This window comes from Natrinema sp. LJW11 (assembly GCF_056135975.1).
The window spans coordinates 178,850-200,559 of record NZ_JBWBDM010000003.1 but is presented as its reverse complement, the minus strand read 5'-3'; the positions used below and the strand labels follow the sequence as shown (position 1 = coordinate 200,559).

16 protein-coding genes and 1 pseudogene are annotated in these 21,710 nt (G+C 58.7%); 8 read left to right on the top strand and 9 right to left on the bottom strand.

The features are described 5' to 3' along the window. Positions 1 to 71: 71 nt before the first annotated feature. The gene (locus tag AC0QDI_RS09930; protein WP_474667684.1) at positions 72 to 2,144 is read left to right on the top strand and encodes a hypothetical protein; all 2,073 of its coding nucleotides are present in this window, start codon (positions 72 to 74) and stop codon (positions 2,142 to 2,144) included. A gap of 214 nt (positions 2,145 to 2,358) precedes the next feature. On the opposite strand, the gene AC0QDI_RS09925 is transcribed toward AC0QDI_RS09930, so the two are convergent. The 3 genes from AC0QDI_RS09925 to AC0QDI_RS09915 form a co-directional block, all read right to left on the bottom strand. Beyond that, positions 2,359 to 2,493, bottom strand: coding sequence for a DUF7503 family protein (locus tag AC0QDI_RS09925; RefSeq protein ID WP_474667683.1), 135 nt, complete (start codon positions 2,491 to 2,493; stop codon positions 2,359 to 2,361). Positions 2,494 to 2,747: 254 nt separating this feature from the next. After that, positions 2,748 to 2,975, bottom strand: a complete 228-nt coding sequence (locus tag AC0QDI_RS09920; protein WP_474667682.1) for a hypothetical protein — start codon at positions 2,973 to 2,975, stop codon at positions 2,748 to 2,750. Between the two features lie 105 nt (positions 2,976 to 3,080). Beyond that, positions 3,081 to 6,017, bottom strand: a complete 2,937-nt coding sequence (locus tag AC0QDI_RS09915; protein ID WP_474667680.1) for an oligosaccharyl transferase, archaeosortase A system-associated — start codon at positions 6,015 to 6,017, stop codon at positions 3,081 to 3,083. Between the two features lie 171 nt (positions 6,018 to 6,188). Between AC0QDI_RS09915 and aglG the strand changes: the two genes are divergently transcribed. Together aglG and AC0QDI_RS09905 are read left to right on the top strand one after the other, a co-directional pair. Then, positions 6,189 to 7,127 (top strand): glucosyl-dolichyl phosphate glucuronosyltransferase, encoded by a 939-nt coding sequence (gene aglG, locus AC0QDI_RS09910; protein ID WP_474667678.1) that lies wholly within the window; start codon positions 6,189 to 6,191, stop codon positions 7,125 to 7,127. A 6-nt stretch (positions 7,128 to 7,133) separates the two neighbouring features. Further along, positions 7,134 to 8,300, top strand: coding sequence for a glycosyltransferase family 4 protein (locus tag AC0QDI_RS09905; RefSeq protein WP_474667676.1), 1,167 nt, complete (start codon positions 7,134 to 7,136; stop codon positions 8,298 to 8,300). A gap of 33 nt (positions 8,301 to 8,333) precedes the next feature. On the opposite strand, the gene AC0QDI_RS09900 is transcribed toward AC0QDI_RS09905, so the two are convergent. The 3 genes from AC0QDI_RS09900 to AC0QDI_RS09890 form a co-directional block, all read right to left on the bottom strand. Beyond that, the gene (locus AC0QDI_RS09900; RefSeq protein ID WP_474667674.1) at positions 8,334 to 9,074 is read right to left on the bottom strand and encodes a class I SAM-dependent methyltransferase; all 741 of its coding nucleotides are present in this window, start codon (positions 9,072 to 9,074) and stop codon (positions 8,334 to 8,336) included. Beyond that, positions 9,071 to 9,928, bottom strand: coding sequence for a glycosyltransferase family 2 protein (locus AC0QDI_RS09895; RefSeq protein ID WP_474667672.1), 858 nt, complete (start codon positions 9,926 to 9,928; stop codon positions 9,071 to 9,073). The genes AC0QDI_RS09900 and AC0QDI_RS09895 overlap by 4 nt, the downstream gene beginning before the upstream one ends. Positions 9,929 to 10,038: 110 nt before the next feature. Further along, a complete protein-coding gene (locus AC0QDI_RS09890) occupies positions 10,039 to 10,860 on the bottom strand; it encodes a glycosyltransferase (protein WP_474667670.1) in 822 nt (273 codons plus the stop codon). Positions 10,861 to 11,177: 317 nt separating this feature from the next. Between AC0QDI_RS09890 and AC0QDI_RS09885 the strand changes: the two genes are divergently transcribed. After that, positions 11,178 to 12,344 carry a CgeB family protein gene (locus AC0QDI_RS09885; protein ID WP_474667668.1) on the top strand — a complete coding sequence of 389 codons (1,167 nt, stop codon included), beginning with the start codon at positions 11,178 to 11,180 and terminating at the stop codon, positions 12,342 to 12,344. Positions 12,345 to 12,346: 2 nt separating this feature from the next. Further along, positions 12,347 to 13,174: a polysaccharide deacetylase family protein gene (locus AC0QDI_RS09880; protein ID WP_474667666.1), complete on the top strand. Its 828-nt coding sequence runs from the start codon at positions 12,347 to 12,349 to the stop codon at positions 13,172 to 13,174. 15 nt (positions 13,175 to 13,189) lie between these two features. Here the strand turns inward: AC0QDI_RS09880 and AC0QDI_RS09875 are convergent, their stop codons facing one another. Then, positions 13,190 to 14,545, bottom strand: coding sequence for a sulfatase-like hydrolase/transferase (locus AC0QDI_RS09875; protein WP_474667665.1), 1,356 nt, complete (start codon positions 14,543 to 14,545; stop codon positions 13,190 to 13,192). 339 nt (positions 14,546 to 14,884) lie between these two features. Here AC0QDI_RS09875 and AC0QDI_RS09870 point away from each other — a divergent pair, with 339 nt between their 5' ends. Further along, a complete protein-coding gene (locus AC0QDI_RS09870) occupies positions 14,885 to 15,616 on the top strand; it encodes a class I SAM-dependent methyltransferase (RefSeq protein ID WP_474667663.1) in 732 nt (243 codons plus the stop codon). A gap of 48 nt (positions 15,617 to 15,664) precedes the next feature. On the opposite strand, the gene AC0QDI_RS09865 is transcribed toward AC0QDI_RS09870, so the two are convergent. Beyond that, positions 15,665 to 17,104, bottom strand: a complete 1,440-nt coding sequence (locus AC0QDI_RS09865) for an oligosaccharide flippase family protein (protein ID WP_474667662.1) — start codon at positions 17,102 to 17,104, stop codon at positions 15,665 to 15,667. 642 nt (positions 17,105 to 17,746) lie between these two features. On the opposite strand from AC0QDI_RS09865, the gene AC0QDI_RS09860 reads away from it, so the two are divergent. Further along, positions 17,747 to 19,066, top strand: a complete 1,320-nt coding sequence (locus AC0QDI_RS09860) for a nucleotide sugar dehydrogenase (RefSeq protein WP_474667660.1) — start codon at positions 17,747 to 17,749, stop codon at positions 19,064 to 19,066. 113 nt (positions 19,067 to 19,179) lie between these two features. Beyond that, positions 19,180 to 19,813 (top strand): annotated as a pseudogene (locus AC0QDI_RS09855) (IS6 family transposase). A gap of 91 nt (positions 19,814 to 19,904) precedes the next feature. On the opposite strand, the gene glmS reads toward AC0QDI_RS09855, so the two are convergent. After that, positions 19,905 to 21,710, bottom strand: coding sequence for a glutamine--fructose-6-phosphate transaminase (isomerizing) (gene glmS / locus AC0QDI_RS09850; RefSeq protein WP_474667658.1), 1,806 nt, complete (start codon positions 21,708 to 21,710; stop codon positions 19,905 to 19,907).

Sequence of the window (21,710 nt, the reverse complement as noted above, 5' to 3'; positions counted from 1 at the left end):
CTCCGTGATCGGCGACCGATACAATCATTTTTGACCGTGCGGCGGAATGAGGGAGATGACAACGAGGACAGATGACTATCGAGATCGCGGAAACGGCCGACCCGCCCGGGCTCGAGGTATACGATTCCATCGAGCAACGCCGCCTCCAGATCGAAACGCCGGGGTCGGTGTCGTTCGACGCCATCGAGACGGCGCAGTTCTGTTTCCCCGTCGACGAGACGTGCCGGTTCGAGACCGACGCGCTCACGTTCAACCAGCTCTACTCCGTCACCGTTCACGACGAAACCGGCCGCACGGAGGCGAGTTTCGACGCCGGCGAAACGGTTCGGCTCGAGGAACGGACCCAGTTCGTCGGATTGAGCGGCCCGATGAAGCTGTACTGTCGCATCGACGTTTCCGGCACGATCGACATCGGACTGACCTCGATACGGATCGCGACCGACCGAGAGACGACGATCGAACTCGGCGCACGATCGCCGCACGACCAGCCGGTTGGGACGATTACCACGCCATCCGATATCGAGTCACTGACGAAGGCCGTCTCCGCGCTCCCGTCCGCGCTGAAGACGCCGTCTCCAGAGCGGACGTGGCCGACCCTGCGCGGCCATCCGCCGCTGATCGAACTCGGTGACAGCCTCGAGATTCCCGACGCCGTCGATCCACCGGAGAGCGACATCACCCTCACCGTCCCGCGGGAGTACGCGGCGGTGTTCGCCGCGGCACCGCTGGCGTTTTTCCTTGGAGCCGCGGTTCGACCGGGGGACGAACCGGCGCTCGAAACGCCGCGGTTCGACTATCCGCTCTCGACCGGGCGCGCGTTCGAAGACGAGACCGCCGGACTCCTGAAGCGATTCTTCTTCCTCGACTGTCTCGTCCGAACGGAGGGCGTCTTCCAGTACAACCTCCTCGAGCGATCGGCGCTCGAGGACGAGCTGCCGTTCTCGTTCGCGGAAGCGTACGACCTGTCGCTCCCCCAGCGACTGGACCGGTACCTCGAGGTGCCGATCCAGTCGATCGACCAGCACATCCCGCGGTGGCCGCTGACCGCACACGTCCCGGCCGAACCGGACAGCGCCACGCTGCTCCCGTACCTCGTGAACGAACTCGGTATCGTTCGCGAATCCCGCGGTCGGACGCCGGAATCGATTCCGCGACCGGAGACCGAGACGGGGCTCGTTCGCTCTGCGACGACGTATCGCTCTTCGCCGTCACAACCCGACGATTCGGCGTTCGTCGTGCCGTCCGTGACCGACGAAGCCGTCGAACACGCGTGGTTCGGCGACGACATCCCACAGCGCGCGTCGAAAGCGACGATCGAAGCGTACCGAAACCAGCTGGATCGCCGCGAGCGGAGCGAATCGATCGAAATCCTGCTCGTCTGCAACGACGCCCGAATGATCGACGAACACGACCTCCTCGACGGTGCCTACGGCAACCGAGCGGACCTCCCGTTCGAGATCCGCTCGGAGTTCGGCGTCGAATCGGATCGCCTCGCCGAGTTGCTCACCGACGGCGGGTACGACTTCTTTCACTACATCGGTCACGCGGTCGAAGACGGCATCCGCTGTCCCGACGGCGACCTCGACGTCCGAACCCTCGAGTCGGTCGACGTCGGCGTCTTCTTTCTCAACGCCTGTCGGTCCTACGAGCAGGGTCTCGCGCTCACCCGCCGCGGCGCGTTCGGCGGCGTTAGCACGTACGCCGACGTCATCAACGAAGACGCCGTCACGGCCGGCGAGACCATGGCCAGGCTGCTCAACCGCGGCTTCCCGCTCAGAGGGGCGCTCGAGATCGCGCGAACGTACGCGGGGCTCGGCGATCAGTACCTCATCGTCGGCGACGGCTCGGCGGACATCGCACAGTCCGACGGCGGGACGCCGGCGATCATCGAACTCGACGGTGGCGATGACGGCGAGTTCGAGTTCGCGGTCCGCTCGTATTCGACGAAGGAGTTCAAACTCGGAACGGCCAGTGCCTCCAACCTCGAGTCGGTCGCGGACCGCCATCTCAGTCCCGGCGTCACGCCGAATTCGCGGGTCGACACGGAGGATCTGCAGCCGTACCTGACGTGGACCGAGTTACCGGTTCTCGTCGACGGGAGACTCCGCTGGAACGATGGCGTCGGTTCGATTTCGCTCGACTAAGCCCGTCCGTTCGCTACTTCGCGACGGATGCGAGGACGCGATCGAACGGTGAACTACTCCCCTCTTTAGTAGCCACTGCAAGTCAATGCACGCCTGATCGTACGACGGCGTTGTGATCAGTGTGCAATTCGTTTCAGTAGCTACTATAGCACCGGAGTCCTCTTTTAACGACAGAATTGTCGAAAATGATACGTTCAGTTGCCGAACACTCTCGTTACGGTCCGATCTGGGAGTTCATTCCTGCCGCGACCGATCCCGCCTGACTGAGCAGGACGAACAGGGTGAACAGCGCGCCGATCATTCGGGGGTGCTTTGCGAGGTAGTCTTTCATGTCGTCTTTTGCTGGCATACATACCATTGGTTGGTGCCAATGGAAATAAAATTATCTAATAGATTCATATACGAATTCTTATGTTTCAATGACGATCCAACCTGAAACAGTAACTCAACAGAGAAATCCGGTTTTCGGGGTTGTTCTCCGTGATTTCCGTATTCGCGATCTGTGATGTGTTCGTATAAGAAATTACCGCTCCGGTCTCGTCGACAACTACGAAGACCGCAATTGCCGGCCGTTTCGACAGGCGCCCCTCGAGGGCCGTCAGGCTACCCCCGACCGGCAGTCGCCGCTCTCACGATCGAATTCACGACGACCACGAGCGTCGCAGTTCGATCCCGCTCGCGAACGCATCCGACGACGTCCCCCGCCTGACTCGAGCCGAGGAACCGATCGGAGATGCCGACGATCGACGCTCGCGCTCCGTCCGAGACATCGGAAGCGATGTCGGCTGCTCCCGTCGAGAACTCCTCGGAAGACGTCAGCGGAGTCCGCATCGCTCGTGACATCTGTCGAAGTCACGCAAAACCGTTCCCGCGTTCCGCATCGATCGAGAACCGAGCCACGAGAAGCGGCCACGGCTCGAAGAATGGATCGACGCGTTAGTGCGCGCGTTCCGCTGCGACCGGCTCGAACGCGTTCGCGGTCCCGTTGTCGGCAGTTCCGTCGTCCGACGAGTTGGTGCCGTCCGTGCTTCCGTCGTCCGTCTCGTTGCCGGTCGTTTCGTTGCCCGAGGTCTCGTTGTCCGTCGTCTCATTGCCCGTCGTTTCGTTGCCGGACGGATCTTCGACTTCCTCGAGGTCCCCGACGGTGACGGTCTCTCCCTGAACCACTGCGGGCTCGGGAACGGCCGTCTCCCCGGTGAACTGCCGCAGTCCCTGTTCGCCGGACTCGAAGACGCTGACACTGTAGTTACCGGTTGCTTCGACGCTGCTGTCGGTGTAGCCGTCCTCGACGCCCAGTTCGTCGTTGGTCGCGTACGGGACGGTCACTTCGTAGCTCCCGTCGTCCGCGAGCGCCGCCTGCTGTCTGTACGTGAACGTGCGTCCGGTGTCGGTCTCGAGTTCGACTGCGACGACGGCCGTCGCGTTAGCAGGGTCGATATCGTCGGCGTCGTCGACGCTGCCGGTGATCGTCGCCCCCTCGACGCGCTCGTAGGTTTTCACCGATGAGACGACGTGACCGTCCCACACTGGGTTTCCGAGACCCTGATAGACCTGATTATTGCTCCGGGCCTGCGCTAGCTGCTGTTGGATCGCCCGCGTCTGGTTCGTCCAACCGGAGCCCCGAAGCTGCAGGGAGTAGCGGGGAATGGCCTGTCCCCTGATACCCATCCCGCCGACGATCGCGTACTTGTCGTTCTCGTGGACTAACCGGTAGTGTTCCATTCCGGCCGCGTCCTGCAGGTACAACGATGAGAGCGTCGTATTGTCGTAGTTCTCGTTGACGGTCGGCAGCGCTTGCGTCTGGTTCTCACCGAACGCGAACTGCTCATTATTGATGTAGTGGCCGTAGTCGGGGCCGGACCACTGCGTGATCGGACTGAACTTCTGACCGGCCATCTCGTTATCGATCATCACGTACCGGACGTCCTCGCCCGAATCACTGCCCGAAGTCGCCTGCCGGAGTTCCTCGGTGGAGCGATCGGCGACCGGCTCGCCCGCGGCGATCGCGTCGAGGACCAGTTCCGCTCGCTCCTCGGACTCGGCTGTCAGATACGTCGACGACGACCGCGCGTTCTGCTGGAACGGGTTCGAATGCGGGATCCGTTCGGCCTGCGTCGTTATCAGGTGGCCGTAGTCCCACCACGACATGACGCCGTAGGCCCCCTCCGGATACTCGTAGTCGCCGTCGCCCGGAGTGTACGTCCCGTAGTAGTCGAGTTTGTCGGCGTTGTTCGCACCGCCGTAGTTCCCCGGCGCGGGCGTGTTTTCTTTGAGCCAGTGGTTCGATTCTTCCCAGTTCATTGCGCTCCCGCTCGGTCCGGTCTGTTTGCCTTGCTCCCACGCGGTCGCCTGCGCGAGCGGCGGCAGGAGCGGCGCGAAGAGGAGCAAAACGACGAGCAGGACGACGATCACCTGATAGGTCTCGACCTGTCTGATGGAGTCGAGGCCGCTCTCGAGGTCGAGGTCGAAGAGGCGGGTGATTTCCGCGATAAACGCCGCGTTGACCACCGCGACCGCGAGCGTGAGGTAGTACATGAAGCGCACCTGCGTCGCGGCCATGCTGATCAGGAACACGGTCCAGACGATGATCAGCGTGTGCTCGGCGCGGAACTTCCGACCGAGGAGCGGTCGAATCGCGAGGAAGGCCAGCCCGGCGAGCATCGTGTAGAACGCGCTCCCGAACTCGGTGAAGACGCGATCAAAGAAGTTCTCCGGCGGCTGGGCCTCGGCGATGGTGAGGTCAGTGGCCGTCCCGCCGAACGGTAGCATGCGACGCGTCGCGTTTCCGATTATCGAGTCGAACAGACTCGGGACGGCGAGCCACATCACGACGAACGTCGCGGCGATCAGTCCGCCGATCGCGACGGGGTAGTATCGTCGCTCGAGGCTGCGGTTGTTCCATTCGCGTGCGAGCCAGGCCATGAAGACACAGCCGACGGCTACGAGGAGGGCGGTAAGCGGCTGGAGCAACCCGAAGCTGGTCGAGCCCGTGCTTCCAGGTTGCTCCATGAGCAGGATCGTCAGGATAGCCGTCACGCCGAGGCTCACCGCGCCCACGAAGGCGACGTGATCCGGCGAGACACCGCGGAGGTAGTCGAGACAGAGTTGGACGGTGAAGAAGATGGCGAAGATCCCGATCAGGAGGATCGCGGACGGCCAGACCCAGATGTATAGCGTGAGCGCGAGTCCGGCGAGCGCGCTGTAAATCGCGGGCGTCCGGAGTGCGTCCCAGTCCCTGTCGACGACCAGTTCGTAGATCGGCTTCTCGCGTTCGCCCACGGTGAGCGCGACCATCATCGCGAGGACCGCGATGGACATGAACAGGACCTCGCCGACGTGGTGGTCGAGTTGTCCCACTGTCGACCGAGAGAGGAACTGTCCCTTCGCGAGTGCGAGCACGAGCACGGAGACGATGCCGCCGAGCGTGCCGCCGAGCCGGCGGCCGGCGTAAAAGACGGGGATCGCGACGAGCGCGGCCATGACCGGGATCGAAAGCAGCGAGACCGTATAGAGGGTTTGCTGCGACGGATCGCCGAGCCCGACGATCATCGCGACGGTGACGATGAGCTGGTCGAACAGCGTGCCGAATTGGCCGACGTAAGTGCCGGTCGGGAAGCCCGTCCAGACCTCGTACGGCATCGTGTGCGGGTAATTTTCCGCCGTCCAGTTGATCGTCCGCCAGTGATACCACGAGTCGACCCCTGCCAGGGCGGGTGTTCCATCCTCGGTGACGAACCGATCATACGACCGGGTTCGCAACCAGACCATAAACAGCATCACGACCCCGATCACGGGGAGGTGATACCAGTCTCGGAACGACTCGAGGACGGACGTTTCGGTCCCGTCCTCGACGCGTTCGGTATCGGTGCTCATTAGGTCCCACCAGACCCAAGCCAAGAATAAGTCTTGTTATATACCCGCGAGGTTTTACCATCCGGAGCCCGGACTGGGTCACTTCGATGAGTGGCTTCGAGACGTGATGATCGCGATGTAGATCCGTCCGAACGAAAAAGCTTATTCAGGCGTCACCGAAAGCCGTTCGAAATGAAGGTCTCCGTCGTCATCTGTACCTACGCGATGGAACGCTACGACGTCTTTTCCGAGTGTGTCGACAGCGTCCTCAGGCAAACGCACGAGCCGCTCGAGGTCGTGATCGTCGTCGATGGGAATGATGCAGTGTTTGAGCGCGTGCAGGATGACTACGGCGAGGTTGATGATGTCGTCCTTCACTGTAACGACGAGAATCAGGGGATCTCGTACAGTCGGACTCGAGGGGCCGAGATCGCGACTGGGGAGGTGGTTGCGTTCATCGATGACGACGGTATCGCTGAACCAGACTGGGTAGAAACCTTGGTCGAGACCTACGAAACGATTGACGCGGTCGCCGTCGGAGGATATGTTTCGCCGGAATGGGTGACGACAAAACCTGGCTTCTTCCCCGAAGAGTTCTACTGGCTGGTCGGCTGTACGGAACTTGGATTTGCCGACCACATGGACGAGGTTCGGAACACGTACGGATCGAATATCTCGTACAAACGCGCAGTGTTTCTAGCGGTTGGCGGATATGACGAGAAGACGGGCCGAAAAGGAAGTCGTCACGTCCAGGCCCACGAAGCGCCAGCCGGCAACCGAATACTTGAAAAATACGGAAAGAGGATGATATACAACGAAAACGCAGTTGTCACCCATAGACTGTTCGATTATAGGGGAGAGTTTCGCTGGCTCGTCTTCCGCTCGTTCTGGCAAGGGTACTCGAAACGCGTCATGGACCTCCTCTATCAAGACGCACCGGACACCAAAGGAGAGTATCTCCGCTGGCTGTTGACGACCCGGATCCCGACCCGATTCCGGCAGTGTCTTAGCACTCGATCATCGGATCAGTGCAAACAACTCGGTGCAATTCTCATCTTTATCGCCGCAGTTGGATTAGGATATGCGTACGCATTCATGAAACCAGATCTGCTCACAAATCCGAATGGGTGATCGCCGATGACGAACAATCTCGCGGGTTGCACAATTGCGTTTGTCGTTCCGCATTCGCCGTCCGCAGTGGGATACTCCTCTGTGGCGAAGTTTTTGGCATACGCCGAATACCACCGGCGGTTTTGCGAGGTCGTTCTCGAGAAAGGGGGGTCGGTCGAACTCTTGGTACTCTCCCAGCAGTCCGAGCCGAGCGAGGATGACCTCGGATTTCCCGTACGATTGTTTCGGGTGACTACCGGTTCTTCGTTCGGACGTGAGCTCTCGATCCCACTCGTTCGATACCTCTGGTCGACAGACGCGGACGTAATCCACGTTCACGGCTACAATCAGCCGAACGTCCTCCAGTTCGTTCTACCATTTGTTTGGACCGATGCACAAATCGTCGTTCACAATCACGGTGCATCGCTTGATACTGGATGTCGGAAGCACCGTTTCTGGTATCACCTATTCGTTCACGGCGTTGCCCCCGCTATCGACCGCGTTCTTTCGGTGAACCAACGAGAACTCGATAACTTGCGGACTGCAGGGCTGTCTGCTGATCGAATGACCCATCTACCTAACGCCGTCGATACGCAGTTGTTCAGCCCGGACGACAGTGACACCTGCCGCGAGCGCCTTGGGCTCGCTATCGATCAACGATACCTGTTATTTGTCGGCCGAATCACGAAACATAAAGGTGTCCCCTACCTCGTTAGGGCACTCTCTCGACTCCCTGACGACGTGACGCTGTTGCTCGTGTACAGCGGCGTCGACGAGGCGATCATGTCCGACGTCGAGCGCACGATCAATGAGGAAGGGCTACGCGACCGAGTCGAATTTGTCGGTGCCGTCGAGCGATTCGAACTGTCGGACTACTACAACGCCGTCGATGTCTGCGTGTTTCCCTCGGTAACCGAAGGATTTGGTATCGTTGCTTTGGAAGCGATGGCCTGCCGGACGCCAGTCGTCGGTACCGATGAACACGCGGCCGCTGGTCACCTTGTCCACCGGGAAACTGGTCTGGCCGCAACAAAACGCTCCGTCTCGAGCCTCGTCGAGGCGATCACCTGCGTCCTCGAAAATCCTGATTTCGCAACTCGACTCGCCGAAACTGCCCACAATCACGTCCGTGATCAGTATACGTGGACTCGCGTCGGCGACCAGCTCGCAGCGACGTATCGTAGGGGACTGTAACGAAAACCGGAACCGATCGATCGAGGGGCGATACTACTGTCGATGTGCGTGTATGACCTGAATTCCCTTTTGCTCGCAGTATTCGATGTGGCCAGCGTTTGCCGGTTTCAGTGACTTGATCTCGTAGCCCTTTGCCGTGACGAGTTCCTGAACTGTGTCAGGCGGCGTCCCCAGAAAGCCGTGTGATTCGACGACGAGTTTTCGAGGTCGGATTGACAGATCAGTCAGGATCGTATGCTCTGCACCTTCGCAATCGAGTACTAGTACGTCACAGTCGGGGAGAGCCGTGGTCGGAACAACAGCTGCGTTACCATCTGGCCCTAGAAGGCTGATCGATTCACCGACGATAGCGTGCATTACGTCGATACGATCAGTGACGCCATTGAGCCGCCCGGTCTCACGTACATGTGCAGAGCCGTCCTCGGAGCCCTCGTAAACGGAGACACGGCCCTCGGGTCCGGATTGCCTCGCAGCGACTGTCGCCGAGACACCCCACCCGCCGCCGACAACGACAACGTGGTCTCCGGGCTGGACCTCGGATCTGAGAGTCTCGACGATCGCGCTCTCATACGTTGGTCTGTTGACCGATTCCCACGGAACGATCCGATCGAACGACCGTCCAGCGCGCGTTTCGATACCATTGTAGACGGCACGCCTCCGGGGGAGCCGCGGTCTGACTGCCTCTTGGTGGACATACTTTGAAATTTCCCCAATCGCGGCGATCGGTCCGTCTTCTCTGAGAACCCGAACCGCTCGTTTCGGGAGATTGGTCATGATTTCCCTCCATTCGAGCGGACTCGGCCAGCGATCGCCCGACTGATTCCAACTGCCGCGCCGTGCCATGTCCGTACGACCGCGGCCCACGGACGACGGCCTAGGAGTGCCGATACCAGATGTCCAACGATATGAAGGCCGAGGTTCAGGGTAAGGATCCGGACGAATTCCCATCGGTCGCAGTGGCGCCCTGCGAGGAGATACAGATTCCGAGCGTGGTAATACTCCATTCCCGTTCCGTATCCAAGACGTTCGCAGTGCCAAGCGAGCGCCCCGGGGACGAACACGGTCTCGTACCCGGCCACCCGGAGGTTCAGAGTGAGGCTTACTTCGTCCCACTGGATGAACAGATCGTCGTCGATCCCGCCAGCGTCATCAAACGCGTCCGATCGAACGAGGAGGCCGCTCCCGCGTCCCGAGTCGACCCTGGAAACATCATCACGTGGGGGTCCCGGATCGAATCGGAAGAGCGCGTTTTCGATCGAACCTCGGCCGTCGATTTCTCCCGACGGACGGACGACAATTCCGGTCGCAGCACCCCGGTTCGGCGCATCCGCCATCGCCTCCAGTAGCCTATGGCACCACGACTGTGTGACGATCATGTCTGGCGTCGTAATAAACGACGCGTCGGCCGTCACGTGTTCCATTCCTTGATTGACAGCACCGGTAAACCCCTTGTTGGTGTCGTTTGCAACCACGGTCACGTCGGGAAAGGAATCCTCGAGAAACGCGACCGATCTGTCGGACGATGCGTTGTCGATGACATAAATCGTTCCAACGTATCCGAGGTCTCGCATCGTGACCCAGACAGGGAGCGATTCGGCGAGCTGATCTCTCCCCTCGTAGTTGACCATCACCACGTCACCGACGAGAGAGATATCGTCGGGATCGAAATCGACTGGAGCGTACGGATGCATCTACTCTGGCCGAACATAGTCTGGGAGAGATAAGAACGCTCCGAACTCTACTTGGCGCGGTACAGATCGGCCATAGCCGCCCCAATATCCTCCCAGTTGTATGTCGTTCGAGCGACGTAGAAGTTCCGTTCACCGACTGTTCGAATTCGCTCGGTCGGGGCCGAAATTGCCGCCTGTAGCCCGTTACGTAACGATTCGTAGAGCACGTTTCCCTCGGGTGCGACGCTGGGAAGGCTGCCGCGAGCCGGTGCGATGAACGGTCGCCCGAAGGTCATACATAGCATGACAGAGCCGGAGTTGAAGATATGTTCATACGGGAAGACGGCGAAATCGCAGGCTGCAAAGAGTTCGGGGACCGCTCGTTCTGGCACGAATCTGAGATCGAGGTGGACGTTCGGTTTGCCGGCGGCTGCTTCTCGAACGTCCCGTTCGATCTCGTCGTGCATTGGATTGCCGGCGACGACGAGACAAGTGTCGTCCGGGGCGACCTCGGCAAACGTCTCGACCAGCTGTGGTACGTTCTTGTACGGGCGGATCAAGCCGAAGTAGAGGAAGACCCGTTCATAGCTGTCGACGCCGAGAGTCTCTTGTGCAACGTCTCGATCAATGGACTCAAGATTGTACTTGGGTGCGTAGTTTCCGTGTGGAACTTTGACGGCGTGATCTAGATCTCGATCGAGGTAGGACGCGAGTTCCTCGCGCGTCTGATCGTCCCAAATCTGTACGACGTCGACGATATCGACTACCTGTTGGCTCACCCACCGATCGAGGAGTTCGTACCGCCGTTCGTGGTTGCACCGGTTGTGAACCGTCCAGACGACCTTGTCGCAGAGTCGCGATGCGATCGCCACCTGTGCAACGAAGATCACTGCAGCGATCGTACAGAAGAGGTGACTCAACGGGAGCCGGTAGAATTCTCGTCGACTGCCGAAGAGAAAATACGGATGCGTCCAGTGAAGGTGGAGCACGTCAGCCCGGTGCCACAGTACGTGACCCAGTAGCGGGCTTAGCGGAACAGGGTCCGTATGTGTCGACGTTTCGATGCCAGCCGCTTCGATTGAACTGCGGAGGAGTTCTTGATAGGGGTTGTCCCCAAAAAACGGGGCGAAAAGCACGTGCATGGATCGCTACATCTAGTGATCCGGCAACCGGTATATATATCTGTGGCTCCTCTCGATAGAGAGATATGCGAGTCCTCTATCTAACCCGTCTCGACCACGTAGAGCGGTACATTTCGAGGGAGGACACCGGAACCGAGGCAGTTCCCGAACTGCCGACATCGCAGGATCAACATCGATTTATTACTGCTCTTCGAGAACTGGGCCATCAGGTCTGTGTTGAACGGTACACGGACCCTGCATTGCTCCCACCGTCGGTCGGATACAGGGCCGCATCGTGGCTCGATAAGACATTTGGGATCGGTTATCGCGCTGTCCGCGAGCTCCGTCGTCGATCCCCCACTTGGCTCGATCACGCCGCCCGCAAACGAAACCGTCGCGCATTGAACGCCGCGATCGAATTCGGTCCCGATCTCGTGTTGATCACCGGTGGCTACCACTATCTGACTGCCGAAACGGTCGGGGAAATTAAGTCAGCGACCGACGCGCTTGTCTTCGGGATTACTGGGACCGGCCCCTTCGATTTCAGCGCGCCACAGGAACGCCACGTTGCACCTCAAGAATACGACCTGATGCTCGTCAATGACGACAACCGCCGGCAGTCCTGGCAGGCACTCGGCGTAGACAGCGTCGTATTCCCCCGCAGTGGCTGCGATATCAACACCGTTCAGCAATTCTGCGAGTACCGGTCTGAGTTCGACGCAGACGTGTCGTTCGTGGGTCAACCCTACCCTCGCCGTGTTATGTATCTGGAGGCGCTTGTCGATGCCGATATTGATCTCGCCCTGTACGGACCGCGCTGGGATGAGACACCGCTTGCGTCCTTTCATCGCGGGTCCGTGTACGGCCCTGATCTTTACAGCGCGATCTATAGTTCGAAGCTATCCGTCAACATTCATCATCGCGTACAACTGTCCGGTGGAAACATGAAGACTTTCGAAATCCCCGCATCCGGCACGTTACAGATCGCCGATGCCTGTAATCCGGACTGGTTCGTCGATGGCGAGGAGATCGTTATCGTCGATTCGCCGTCCGAACTTCGAAAGCAAGTCGACTACTACCTCACACACGACGACGAACGAGAAGCGATCGCACAACGCGGTCACGAGCGAGCGAAAGCCGATCACACGTACGAAGATCGTGTCTGTCGGCTGTGCGAGTTTGTCGAAAGCGGCGGCGGACGACCGGACGGCGTCGTCGACTATTCGTACATCGAATCGCATTCGATACTGTAAGCATGCCTGTCCGACAGGATTTTCTTTCTCGAGCAAAACTCGCGGCGTGGCGCGGCCTCGCCGAGCTAGCGGTTCGAACGAGGTTGACAGATGCTGCGCCCCCGCCCGGGAACACTGTCTTGATGTACCATTCCGTCGGTGAACCGTACGGCAACCCTCGTGGAACAATCTCCCCTGCCCGACTTCGGACCGACCTCTCGTACATTCGCAACCGATTTCGTATCGTCGACCTTCCAGACGTTCTTGGGCATGGGGACGAACCTCGAATCGCAGTGACCTTCGACGACGGCTACCGTAACTTCTATACCGACGCGCTGCCGGTTCTTGAGGAATTGGAGGTGCCGGCTACGCTGTTCGTCGTCGACGAATTCGTCGGCGCAGACCGGCGCGATCCTCGGTCGTTCGGACTCGCGGCCGGTCCTGACGAAATGCTTACCGAACAGCAGATGCGTGATCTGGCCGGCCACGACCTCGTCACGCTGGGGAACCACACTGCAACGCATCCATCGCTTCCGGACCTCGAGACGGACGAATTGCGTGCCGAGATCGACGATGCGCGAACATCACTGGAACGCCGATACGATGTTGACATCTCCCGTTTTTGCTATCCCGGCGGAAAGTACGATTTACGAAGCCGACGTCGCGTCGCGGAAACTCACGAACTCGGCGTCAGCGTCTCGCGTGGGTTCCTCAAGCCGCCAGTCAGCCCCGTACTCGCGGCTACCATTCCGCGAGTCAACGCCGCGCGATCGCGATCGGTCGTCCGCTGGGAAGTCAGCGGCCTCGGCGAAGCGGTTCGGCGGCAATACAGGCGGCTCCCGATCGGATAACCGCCGGCTGCCGGCTTAGAGATACCCCAGATCCTCTAGACGTTCGGCAGTCGCCCGGTCAAACTCGGTTGGCGTTTCATCTTCGGCTCCCTGCGAGGCCCGTAGCGATTCGGCATCAGTCCTAAGTTCTTCGAGTACCGACGGAGCACCGTCCGCGACCGTTTCGCGCCCACCCTCGAGCTGTAACACTGTCTTACCGCGTTGGAGACGGAGATCGTAATCCAGGATTTCACTGTCCGCACTGATGGACACCGGGCCTGGATCATCACTTTCACGATGGAGGTACTCCGTGACAACGGTGCGATCACCGTTGACCGAGAGTAGATCGTCGCCGTCGAACTCGCCGTTCGCACCGGGGATCCGGTTTAGCGTCGTCTTCGGCAGGGACCGGAGCGAAACCGTATGTTCGACCGTTTGGGCTTCTCCGTCGGGGGCGAATACGATTAGCGGGACATGGAGCCGCCGTTCGGTGAGATAGTTGCCGCGACCGAACCGCGGCCCGTGGTCGGCCGTGACCACGACGAAGACCCCCTCGTTCAGTAACTCTTCAACTAGGGGCGCGAGTTCGCGGTCAAGATCCCAGACGGCCGCCCGGTAGAGCGCCAGCATCGCGTCATGATCGTAGGTGTCGGTATCCTCGGCGCGAACGCCAATGGGAATCGTCGACCGGTCGTACGCCGATGCGAACTGCTCGAGCGCATCGTCGGACGCCGAGAGCGGTGGATGGACGTCCATGTAGTTGGCGACGACGAACGCCGGCCTATCCCCCTCGAGAGAGGTCCGAACGCGTTCGTTCAGCGCTTTCGCGTACCGATACGTGCCGTCCGCACCGTCGATCGATTCTGGGATGAAGCCGTCGTCGCGCCGCTGCCATAGCTTGAAACTGATGCCGTTGATCACGTTCCGGAGTGGCGTGCCGCCGTCACGCAAGAAAGAACGATACTGCGCTAGTCCTCGGGTGTTGGTTTCCCTACCGAACCGTCGCGGGTCGGTTGCGTCGTCGAATACGAGGTATTCGTTCGCCGCGAGATCGTCGGCGACGTCGAACGAATCCTCGAGTCCAGTAAACAGGAACGGATTGACGGTCGTGAGATACGTCCGGTGCGTTTCATTGAGCGCATCGGCGATCGTCGGAACACGGTGATCGAACTCTGGTCGCGCTTCGTGCATTCCCGCTTCAGACGGTTGTTTTCCGGTGAGAAATGACGCGTGCGAGGACGGACTCGCTGGTCCTGGCGCGTATGCATTGGTGAATATAACGCCCGATTCGGCCGCGAGCGCTGCCAGTCGTGGCGTCGTTTCGGGACCGTCGGCTGCAAACGACGTTTCGTCGAACCCTAAGGAGTCGAGAACAAGCCAGACTATGTCCATAAACCCTCGTTCTTTCGTCCGGCCGCAAATACTTGCTGGAAAACTCGATCTGCGGAAGCTCCTTCGGTCGGCAACCTACATTCGTATCGGTTTCTACAGGCATCATAATTTCCATCCTCTCTTCTAATACCATATTCCAATAAACAATGTCAAGATTATAAGTTAGCTGATCTGTTCTTATATGATTGATATTCACCGATATATTAGTATTTGGACCAATACTATATGAGTTTCAGTGTTATTTACTCGTGGAGATGTAGTATTAATTATTTGTTATTTACCGTTATCACACATATTCTGCCACGAAGATTATATAGGTCGAGGAACAGAGACGTAACGATGTACGACGGTCTTCAGGCGGAGCGTTCGTCGGACGACAGCAATCGAACCGGAACACGGCCCGGGTCAGCAGTCCTATTGAACACGTTCGGGAAACTTCCAGATGGTGCACAAAAACTCGTACGAGGTGTTCTTAATCGGTTTGGTGTATCATCGCACGCGCAACTACTGTTCGATAGTCCGCTCCACGACCGAAACTGGTTCGACACCTACGACGGTGCACCGACGGACGCGGAAGGGAACCCGTTGCCGTGGACACCCTACTGTTTCACCGATTTCCTTTCCGACCGGCTCGAATCATCGTTCAGGGTCTTCGAGTACGGGAGCGGTTTTTCGACGATGTGGTACGCGGAGCAGGTCGAACAGGTGATCGCCGTCGAAGACGATCACGAGTGGAGTCAACGAGTAGAGGCCATGTTGCCGACGAACGCCACGGTCAACCACAGTACTAGTGATGACTATCCCCATGTTATCAACGAATACGGACAGTTCGATGTTATCGTGATTGATGGTCGCATGCGGAGCAAGTGTGCGGAGATTGCGGTAAATCACTTGACTCCCGACGGCGTTATCATTTGGGACGATACCAACAATCAGCGTCACGAAGCGGGGCACGAAATGCTCGATGATCAAGGGTTCAACGAATTGTTTTTTCAGGGAATGGGGCCAGTAACTGCGAACCTCCAGCGAACATCGATTTTTTATCGAGATTTAAACTGTCTCGGTATCTGACAGATTGGCGGCCACCGAATTTTGGCGGAGTACGAGTAGCAGCTAGTACTATTCAGCGGTGAGAACACCGTAGACAGTCCGAATCTCGTCTCCTCGAATACCGCCGACAGCGACGAGTATTGCGAAGTATACGACCGCACCGACGACCGGATACAGGAACAACTGACTGATTGACGACGCCATCGGTGGCAGAGCGTAGAGAACAAGCACCATAGTCGCCGTTGCGACCACCGCTCTAACGGCTGTCGCCGCCGGGAGCCGATACGGGACGCGCTGTCGAGTCCAGTAGACGAGATACGTTGTGATGAGTGCATAGGATACGACTGTTGCCAGTAATGCACCGTAGATACCAACTGACGGAATGAGTGCCAAGTTCAAGATAATGTTGATCACCGACCCGATCACGTACGCGTTCGAGAGGACGGTGTTGCTCTCCTCAGCGTTAACGATGAATACTAGCGGACTATTGAACCCGCTAACAAGATATGCGAAGGCTGTCAATGGGAGCAGTACCGATCCGACCTCTGCAATCTCCGCTGTGGATAACGTTACGAGAAACGGACGAGAGAGGATCCCGAGCCCCGCTATTGCTGGTATACCAAAGACCACAAACCACTTGAGAATGAACGTATACAGGCGTCCGACCGTTTCTTTATCACCCTGTTCCCATGCTCGGACGATTTTGGGGTAGAGGCTCGGATTCAACACTTCCATGAAATTTTCGATCATTTTGCTGGCTGCCATACAAACGGCGTACACGGAGACGGCAGTCGGCGAGACGAGATACAGGAGGAGATATTTGTCGGCGTGACGGATGATACGACTCGAGAGCGTTTGCACCACCATCGGGAGACTATACGTCACGTACTGCCGGAGATCGGCCACGGCGGGGAAGTTGACATCGTCCGGCCAGTAGTAAACCACAGTAGCGCTATCGACGAGGAGACTAATTGCGGCTAACGTCCAGAGCGCGGCTACGACGTCGCGTGTGAGAAAGAGAACGATACCCAAGCCGACAATCTCGAGAAGGGTCTGTACCGTATTGAGCAGTTCGTAGAACTTTACCTCGTCGCGGGCCCGCGGATAGTTGCGGACAATGACGCTCACGCTCCATGCGATCACGAGCGCGGCAGTCGGGTAGATGATCGACGCTTCGCCGCCTGTCGGAAGGACGGGAACGACAGAGTCGACGAGAAGGAGCAGTCCACCGACTGCAACGCTGGTAGCGACGACGAGGAGGAGAATATCGATGAACGTCTGCCCCGTCCGTTCCTCAGTAGGAGTGTATCGGACGATCGCATTCCCGGCGTCGAAAGAGCCAATTCCCATCGCAATACTGACAACACCGAGAACTGCCGCCCAGATACCGTACGCGTCCGTTCCAATGAGTTTCGTGATCAATGGAATAACGACGATACCTCTTGCAATCGTCAGGAGTTGTCTCCCGAACGAGATGAGCGTATCAGTTGCCAGCTTTTTCAGATCCATCGCGTCCTCGGAGTGTGAATTCGTGGCGCAACTGACGGATCGGTCGCATATATGTCTCCTGATCGAGACGCGGTCTACTATCCGGCAGCACTCTCCCGATCACTGGACTAGCTGTCCGGCGTCTCTCTTCTTCTCCTCCTCAATTTGATACTAGTGTGAGATACATCACACGGAACTGCACGAGTCGTCACCTATTCCGCCCCCGAGGTGGTCGAGTCCGACCGACGAATGTCTGTGCCCGGTCACTCTGCTGAGTCAGCCGCCGGTAGACGTACAAGAAGGCGCGGCAATAGCGGGTACGACCGCTGAGGCAGAAAATGGGTTGGATGGATGCGTTCATCGAAAGCTATTGACGCACTCAAGTACGCGCGTGGACCGCGTTTAAGAGAACCACAAGTTGGAAGGGATTTTGGCCGGCAAATATTTATCATATTCATGCATAGGGCTCATTGACGAAAATATTGTCCAATGGTGGTATAAAAATGAGAAGATGGGAACTGCGGTGCTGTCAGTGCAGTCTGGGACTGAACTAACAACGTGAAGACTGCACTGATTCAGCAGTATGATAACTGTCGTTTGAAAAGAAACAGCAGCTATGAAATCAGAGGGCTTAGAACAGTATGAATATGCGAGGCAAAGACGATGAGTGAACAAGTCACTGAGACAGACGCTATCAAAGCGACATCGACACGGGTGTGTGTGGTGGGACTCGGGTACGTTGGCTTGCCATTGGCACAGGCGTTCGACGGAGAGGGCCACGATGTCTGGGGGGTCGATATTGATCCGAATACAATTGCAACCCTCGAGGCGGGGGCTGATCCAACGGGTGACATCGGCGACGCCGCGATTGTGGACAGCGAGATCGAGTTCACTACCGATCCAGCAGTGATCGCAGAGGTCGAGGTTGTGGTAGTCGCAGTACCGACACCTGTCGACGACCTCAAGAAACCGGATCTGAGCCTCGTTGAACGTGCCGGCGAGACGATCGGCGAACACCTCACGCCCGGAACGACCGTCGTCCTCGAGTCGACCGTGTATCCGGGTGCGACGCGCGAAGTCTTCATACCGGCACTCGAGTCACTGTCGGGATTTACCGCCGGCGACGACTTCGGCGTTGGCTACTCGCCCGAACGGATGGTCCCAGGCGACGACGACCGCGGGCTGCGGAATGTTGTCAAAATTGTGAGCGGGCTAACCGACACAACGTGTGCGGAGCTCGCCGCCCTCTATGAGACGGTCGTCGACGCCGGAATCCACCAAGCGCCGACGATCGAGACCGCCGAAGCCGCCAAGTGTGTCGAGAACACCCAACGCGATCTCAATATCGCGCTGGTCAATGAGTTGGCAGTGGCGTGTGGCCATCTTGGAGTAGAAACGGAGGCCGTCCTCGAGGCTGCGCGAACGAAGTGGAACTTCCACGACTACAGACCGGGACTGGTCGGCGGCCACTGTATCCCCGTAGACCCGTTCTACTTGATCTACGAGAGCGAACAGCAAGGCTTCTCCCCAGAGCTGATCCAGAAGGCCCGCGAGGTCAACGAGTATGTCTCGACCCACGTTGCTGAACAAACGATCAAGGCGCTCAACGAGAGCGAGAAGGTTCTCCAGCACAGTCGGGTTCTCGTCGCCGGGTTGGCGTACAAACCGGACGTCGACGACATCCGAACCTCCGCGATCGGCGGTGTGATAGACGAACTCAAAGAGTACGGTATCGAAGTCGTCGGCTTCGATCCGCATGCTTCCAACGATGCAATGCGCACCGAGTTCGGGACCGCCGTCCAGAAGGAACTCGATGTAGAAGGATTCGACGCGCTCATAGTCGGGACACCCCACAGCGAATTCCATGCACTGAACTTCGCCGACCTCGCTTATGGAATGGCCGACAACCCAGTGCTGGTTGACATCGACGGTACGTTTGAGGCCGAAGCCTACGCGAACGACTTCGTCTATCGGTGTCTCTGATATATCAGGTGAACAGGCACTGTCGAGTTGAGCCAGTTTGAGAAACGAGCAGGTCGTTGAGTGACTTGACTAGGTTGCTTGCAGACCTGCTCAGCTAGAGCTATGAGGCGGATATAGAAGAATCCTGGAAGAACGAGCGGACGGCGACGCCCGCCAGGCCGTTCGCTATCCGCCTCCATCAGATCGGTCTTCGCTTCGGGAGACAACAATGATTCTCGCTGCAGTAGGCGTTGAACGATCTCATGGAACGATGTGGAACTGGGAATGTCGGCTGGCTGATAGCGGGTCGCGGTTGACGAGACCGCTGTCAAAATCAACGGTAAATGGTCTTGGATGTATGGTACAATAGATATCGAGTTAAAGATGGTCCTCGATATCGCGTTATTTAGTCGGCATGGAACTGCCCCGGCGGCTATATTACTCCAGAAACTCGGCGAGAAACGCAATCTGTCCGAGGCTGAGTTTCTCGCCGATCAATTTGGCTATCGGACTGCGTTCTCACAGAAAGGATTGAGCGATCGGATTAGCTATACTGACCGAAACCTTGAAAAGTGGTTTCACACCCTCAAAATGCGCATTTACCGTTTCCATAACTCGTGGGTGGGCAGTCGGACGTACATCCGCGAGTGTATTGGATGGTTAGAATATTACTGCAACCAACAAAGACCGCATCAAGCGCCCAACGGAAAAACGCCAATCCGGGGTGGTTCAGAACTAGATAGTGTCCAAGCTGTTAACCGGTTGTGATAACAGGGTTTTCGATCGGGTTCTTTGTCTTTCAACGGGGTGACCTCAGGATCCCTCTCCAACTGGGCAAACTACTCGAGGGAGACTACTCCTATTCTACCGTGACACTCTTGGCCAGGTTCCGCGGCTTGTCGATTGACCGCCCCTTCAGGTTCGCGATGTGATACGCGAATAGCTGGAAGTAGACGTTTGCAACGAGCGGTTCGAACACGCCGAGTGCAGGAACCTCGAGTGCCCAATCTAACGATCTCGTCCGCATCCCGTCTGAGATAGCACCGATCGCCGGTGCACTACGAGTCTGCGCTTCAGTCAGATTGTTTCTCGTCTCATCCCCGTCCGCACCAGTCGTCAGGACGGCGAGCACAGGCGTTCGTTCTGAAACCAGTGCAAGTGGACCGTGTTTCAACTCGCCTGCTGCAAACCCTTCGGCGTGGTCGTACGAGATTTCTTTCAGCTTCAACGCACCCTCGAGGGCCACCGGATAGCCGAACCGCCGGCCGACGAAGAAGAAGGCGTCCGAGTCCTGATATTCGCGAGCGGCCGCGAGGACCCGCTCCTCTTCGTCGAGGACCTGCTGGACGGCGCCGGGTAACGCGCGCAAATCCTCCAACACATCACGCGCGTCCGCCGTCGAGAGCATTTCCCGGCCGCGCCCGACTTTCACCGCGAGCAGCGCCAGCGTCGCGACCTGCGAGGCAAACGTCTTCGTCGCGGCGACACCGATCTCCGGGCCGGCGCGAATGAACAACGTATCGTTGGTCTCCCGAGTCACGGTACTCCCGAGTGTGTTCGTTACTGCGAGCGTTCGCGTCCCTGCACCGGCGGCGCGGCGAATTGCGCCGAGCGTATCCGCCGTTTCCCCACTCTGGGTTACGGCGACGACGAGCGTCCGCCAGGGGTCGCGGCCGCCGTCGAACTCGTACTCGCTCGCGATTTCGACGGTCGCGCGAACGTCCGCTAACTCTTCGAGCAACTGCGCCGCGTACTGGCTTGCATAGTAGGACGTGCCACAGGCCACGAGCTGGATCTCCTCGAGGGACTCGAGATAACCCTGCGGAAAGTCGAGGTCGAGATCGACCTCGCCACGATCCACGTCGAACCGACCGGACAGTGTCTGCCGAAGCGCTGACGGCTGCTCGTGGATCTCCTTGCGCATGTAGTGTTCGTAGCCCCCCTTCTCCGCGGCGTCTGCGTCCCAGTCGACGGTTTCGATAGCTCGGTCGACAAGTTCACCGTCGTGGTATACGGTTACGCCGTCGTCCTCGAGTGACACGATGTCGCCGTCCTCGAGGTAGGTCACGTCGCGAGTCCGGTCGAGGAACGCCGTCACGTCGCTCGCGACGAACGCGGCGTCGTCGCCGTGACCGACCACGAGTGGACTTTGGTGACGCGTCGCGACGATCCGGTCGCTGCCGGCGCGGACGACGGCGATCGCGTAACTCCCCTCGAGCAGGTCCACGACGCGTTCGACGGCCGACAGCAGGTCGTGCCCATCGTCGAGTTCTCGCTCGAGGAGGTGAGGGATTACTTCAGTATCGGTGGCGCTCGAGAACTCGTATCCCTCCTTTAGGAGCTGCCCCTTCAGTGACTCGTAATTCTCGATGATTCCGTTGTGGACGACGGCGACGGTGCCGTTCCGACTAGTGTGGGGATGGGCGTTCGCATCGGTTGGCGGTCCGTGGGTCGACCAGCGCGTGTGTCCGATCCCGCAGGTAGCGCCTAGGACGTCCGGCACGCGCAGTTCGCTCACTTCGCCTGCCTGCTTCGCGACCGTCAGTTCACGGCCGACGAGTGCGACCCCGGCGGAGTCGTAACCGCGGTAGTCGAGGTTCCCGAGGCTGCTGTAGACGATTGGGCCGGCTGAGTCGGTGCCGGCGTAGCCGACGATTCCACACAT

Coding starts and splice junctions, on each gene's coding strand:
- AC0QDI_RS09870 (WP_474667663.1), top strand. CDS start 14,885: ATGTACGACGGTCTTCAGGCGGAGCGTTCGTCGGACGACAGCAATCGA.
- AC0QDI_RS09925 (WP_474667683.1), bottom strand. CDS start 2,493: ATGCCAGCAAAAGACGACATGAAAGACTACCTCGCAAAGCACCCCCGA.
- AC0QDI_RS09930 (WP_474667684.1), top strand. CDS start 72: ATGACTATCGAGATCGCGGAAACGGCCGACCCGCCCGGGCTCGAGGTA.
- AC0QDI_RS09920 (WP_474667682.1), bottom strand. CDS start 2,975: ATGCGGACTCCGCTGACGTCTTCCGAGGAGTTCTCGACGGGAGCAGCC.
- AC0QDI_RS09895 (WP_474667672.1), bottom strand. CDS start 9,928: ATGGTCAACTACGAGGGGAGAGATCAGCTCGCCGAATCGCTCCCTGTC.
- AC0QDI_RS09860 (WP_474667660.1), top strand. CDS start 17,747: ATGAGTGAACAAGTCACTGAGACAGACGCTATCAAAGCGACATCGACA.
- AC0QDI_RS09915 (WP_474667680.1), bottom strand. CDS start 6,017: ATGAGCACCGATACCGAACGCGTCGAGGACGGGACCGAAACGTCCGTC.
- AC0QDI_RS09885 (WP_474667668.1), top strand. CDS start 11,178: ATGCGAGTCCTCTATCTAACCCGTCTCGACCACGTAGAGCGGTACATT.
- AC0QDI_RS09900 (WP_474667674.1), bottom strand. CDS start 9,074: ATGACCAATCTCCCGAAACGAGCGGTTCGGGTTCTCAGAGAAGACGGA.
- AC0QDI_RS09875 (WP_474667665.1), bottom strand. CDS start 14,545: ATGGACATAGTCTGGCTTGTTCTCGACTCCTTAGGGTTCGACGAAACG.
- aglG (WP_474667678.1), top strand. CDS start 6,189: ATGAAGGTCTCCGTCGTCATCTGTACCTACGCGATGGAACGCTACGAC.
- AC0QDI_RS09905 (WP_474667676.1), top strand. CDS start 7,134: ATGACGAACAATCTCGCGGGTTGCACAATTGCGTTTGTCGTTCCGCAT.
- AC0QDI_RS09880 (WP_474667666.1), top strand. CDS start 12,347: ATGCCTGTCCGACAGGATTTTCTTTCTCGAGCAAAACTCGCGGCGTGG.
- glmS (WP_474667658.1), bottom strand. CDS start 21,710: ATGTGTGGAATCGTCGGCTACGCCGGCACCGACTCAGCCGGCCCAATC.
- AC0QDI_RS09865 (WP_474667662.1), bottom strand. CDS start 17,104: ATGGATCTGAAAAAGCTGGCAACTGATACGCTCATCTCGTTCGGGAGA.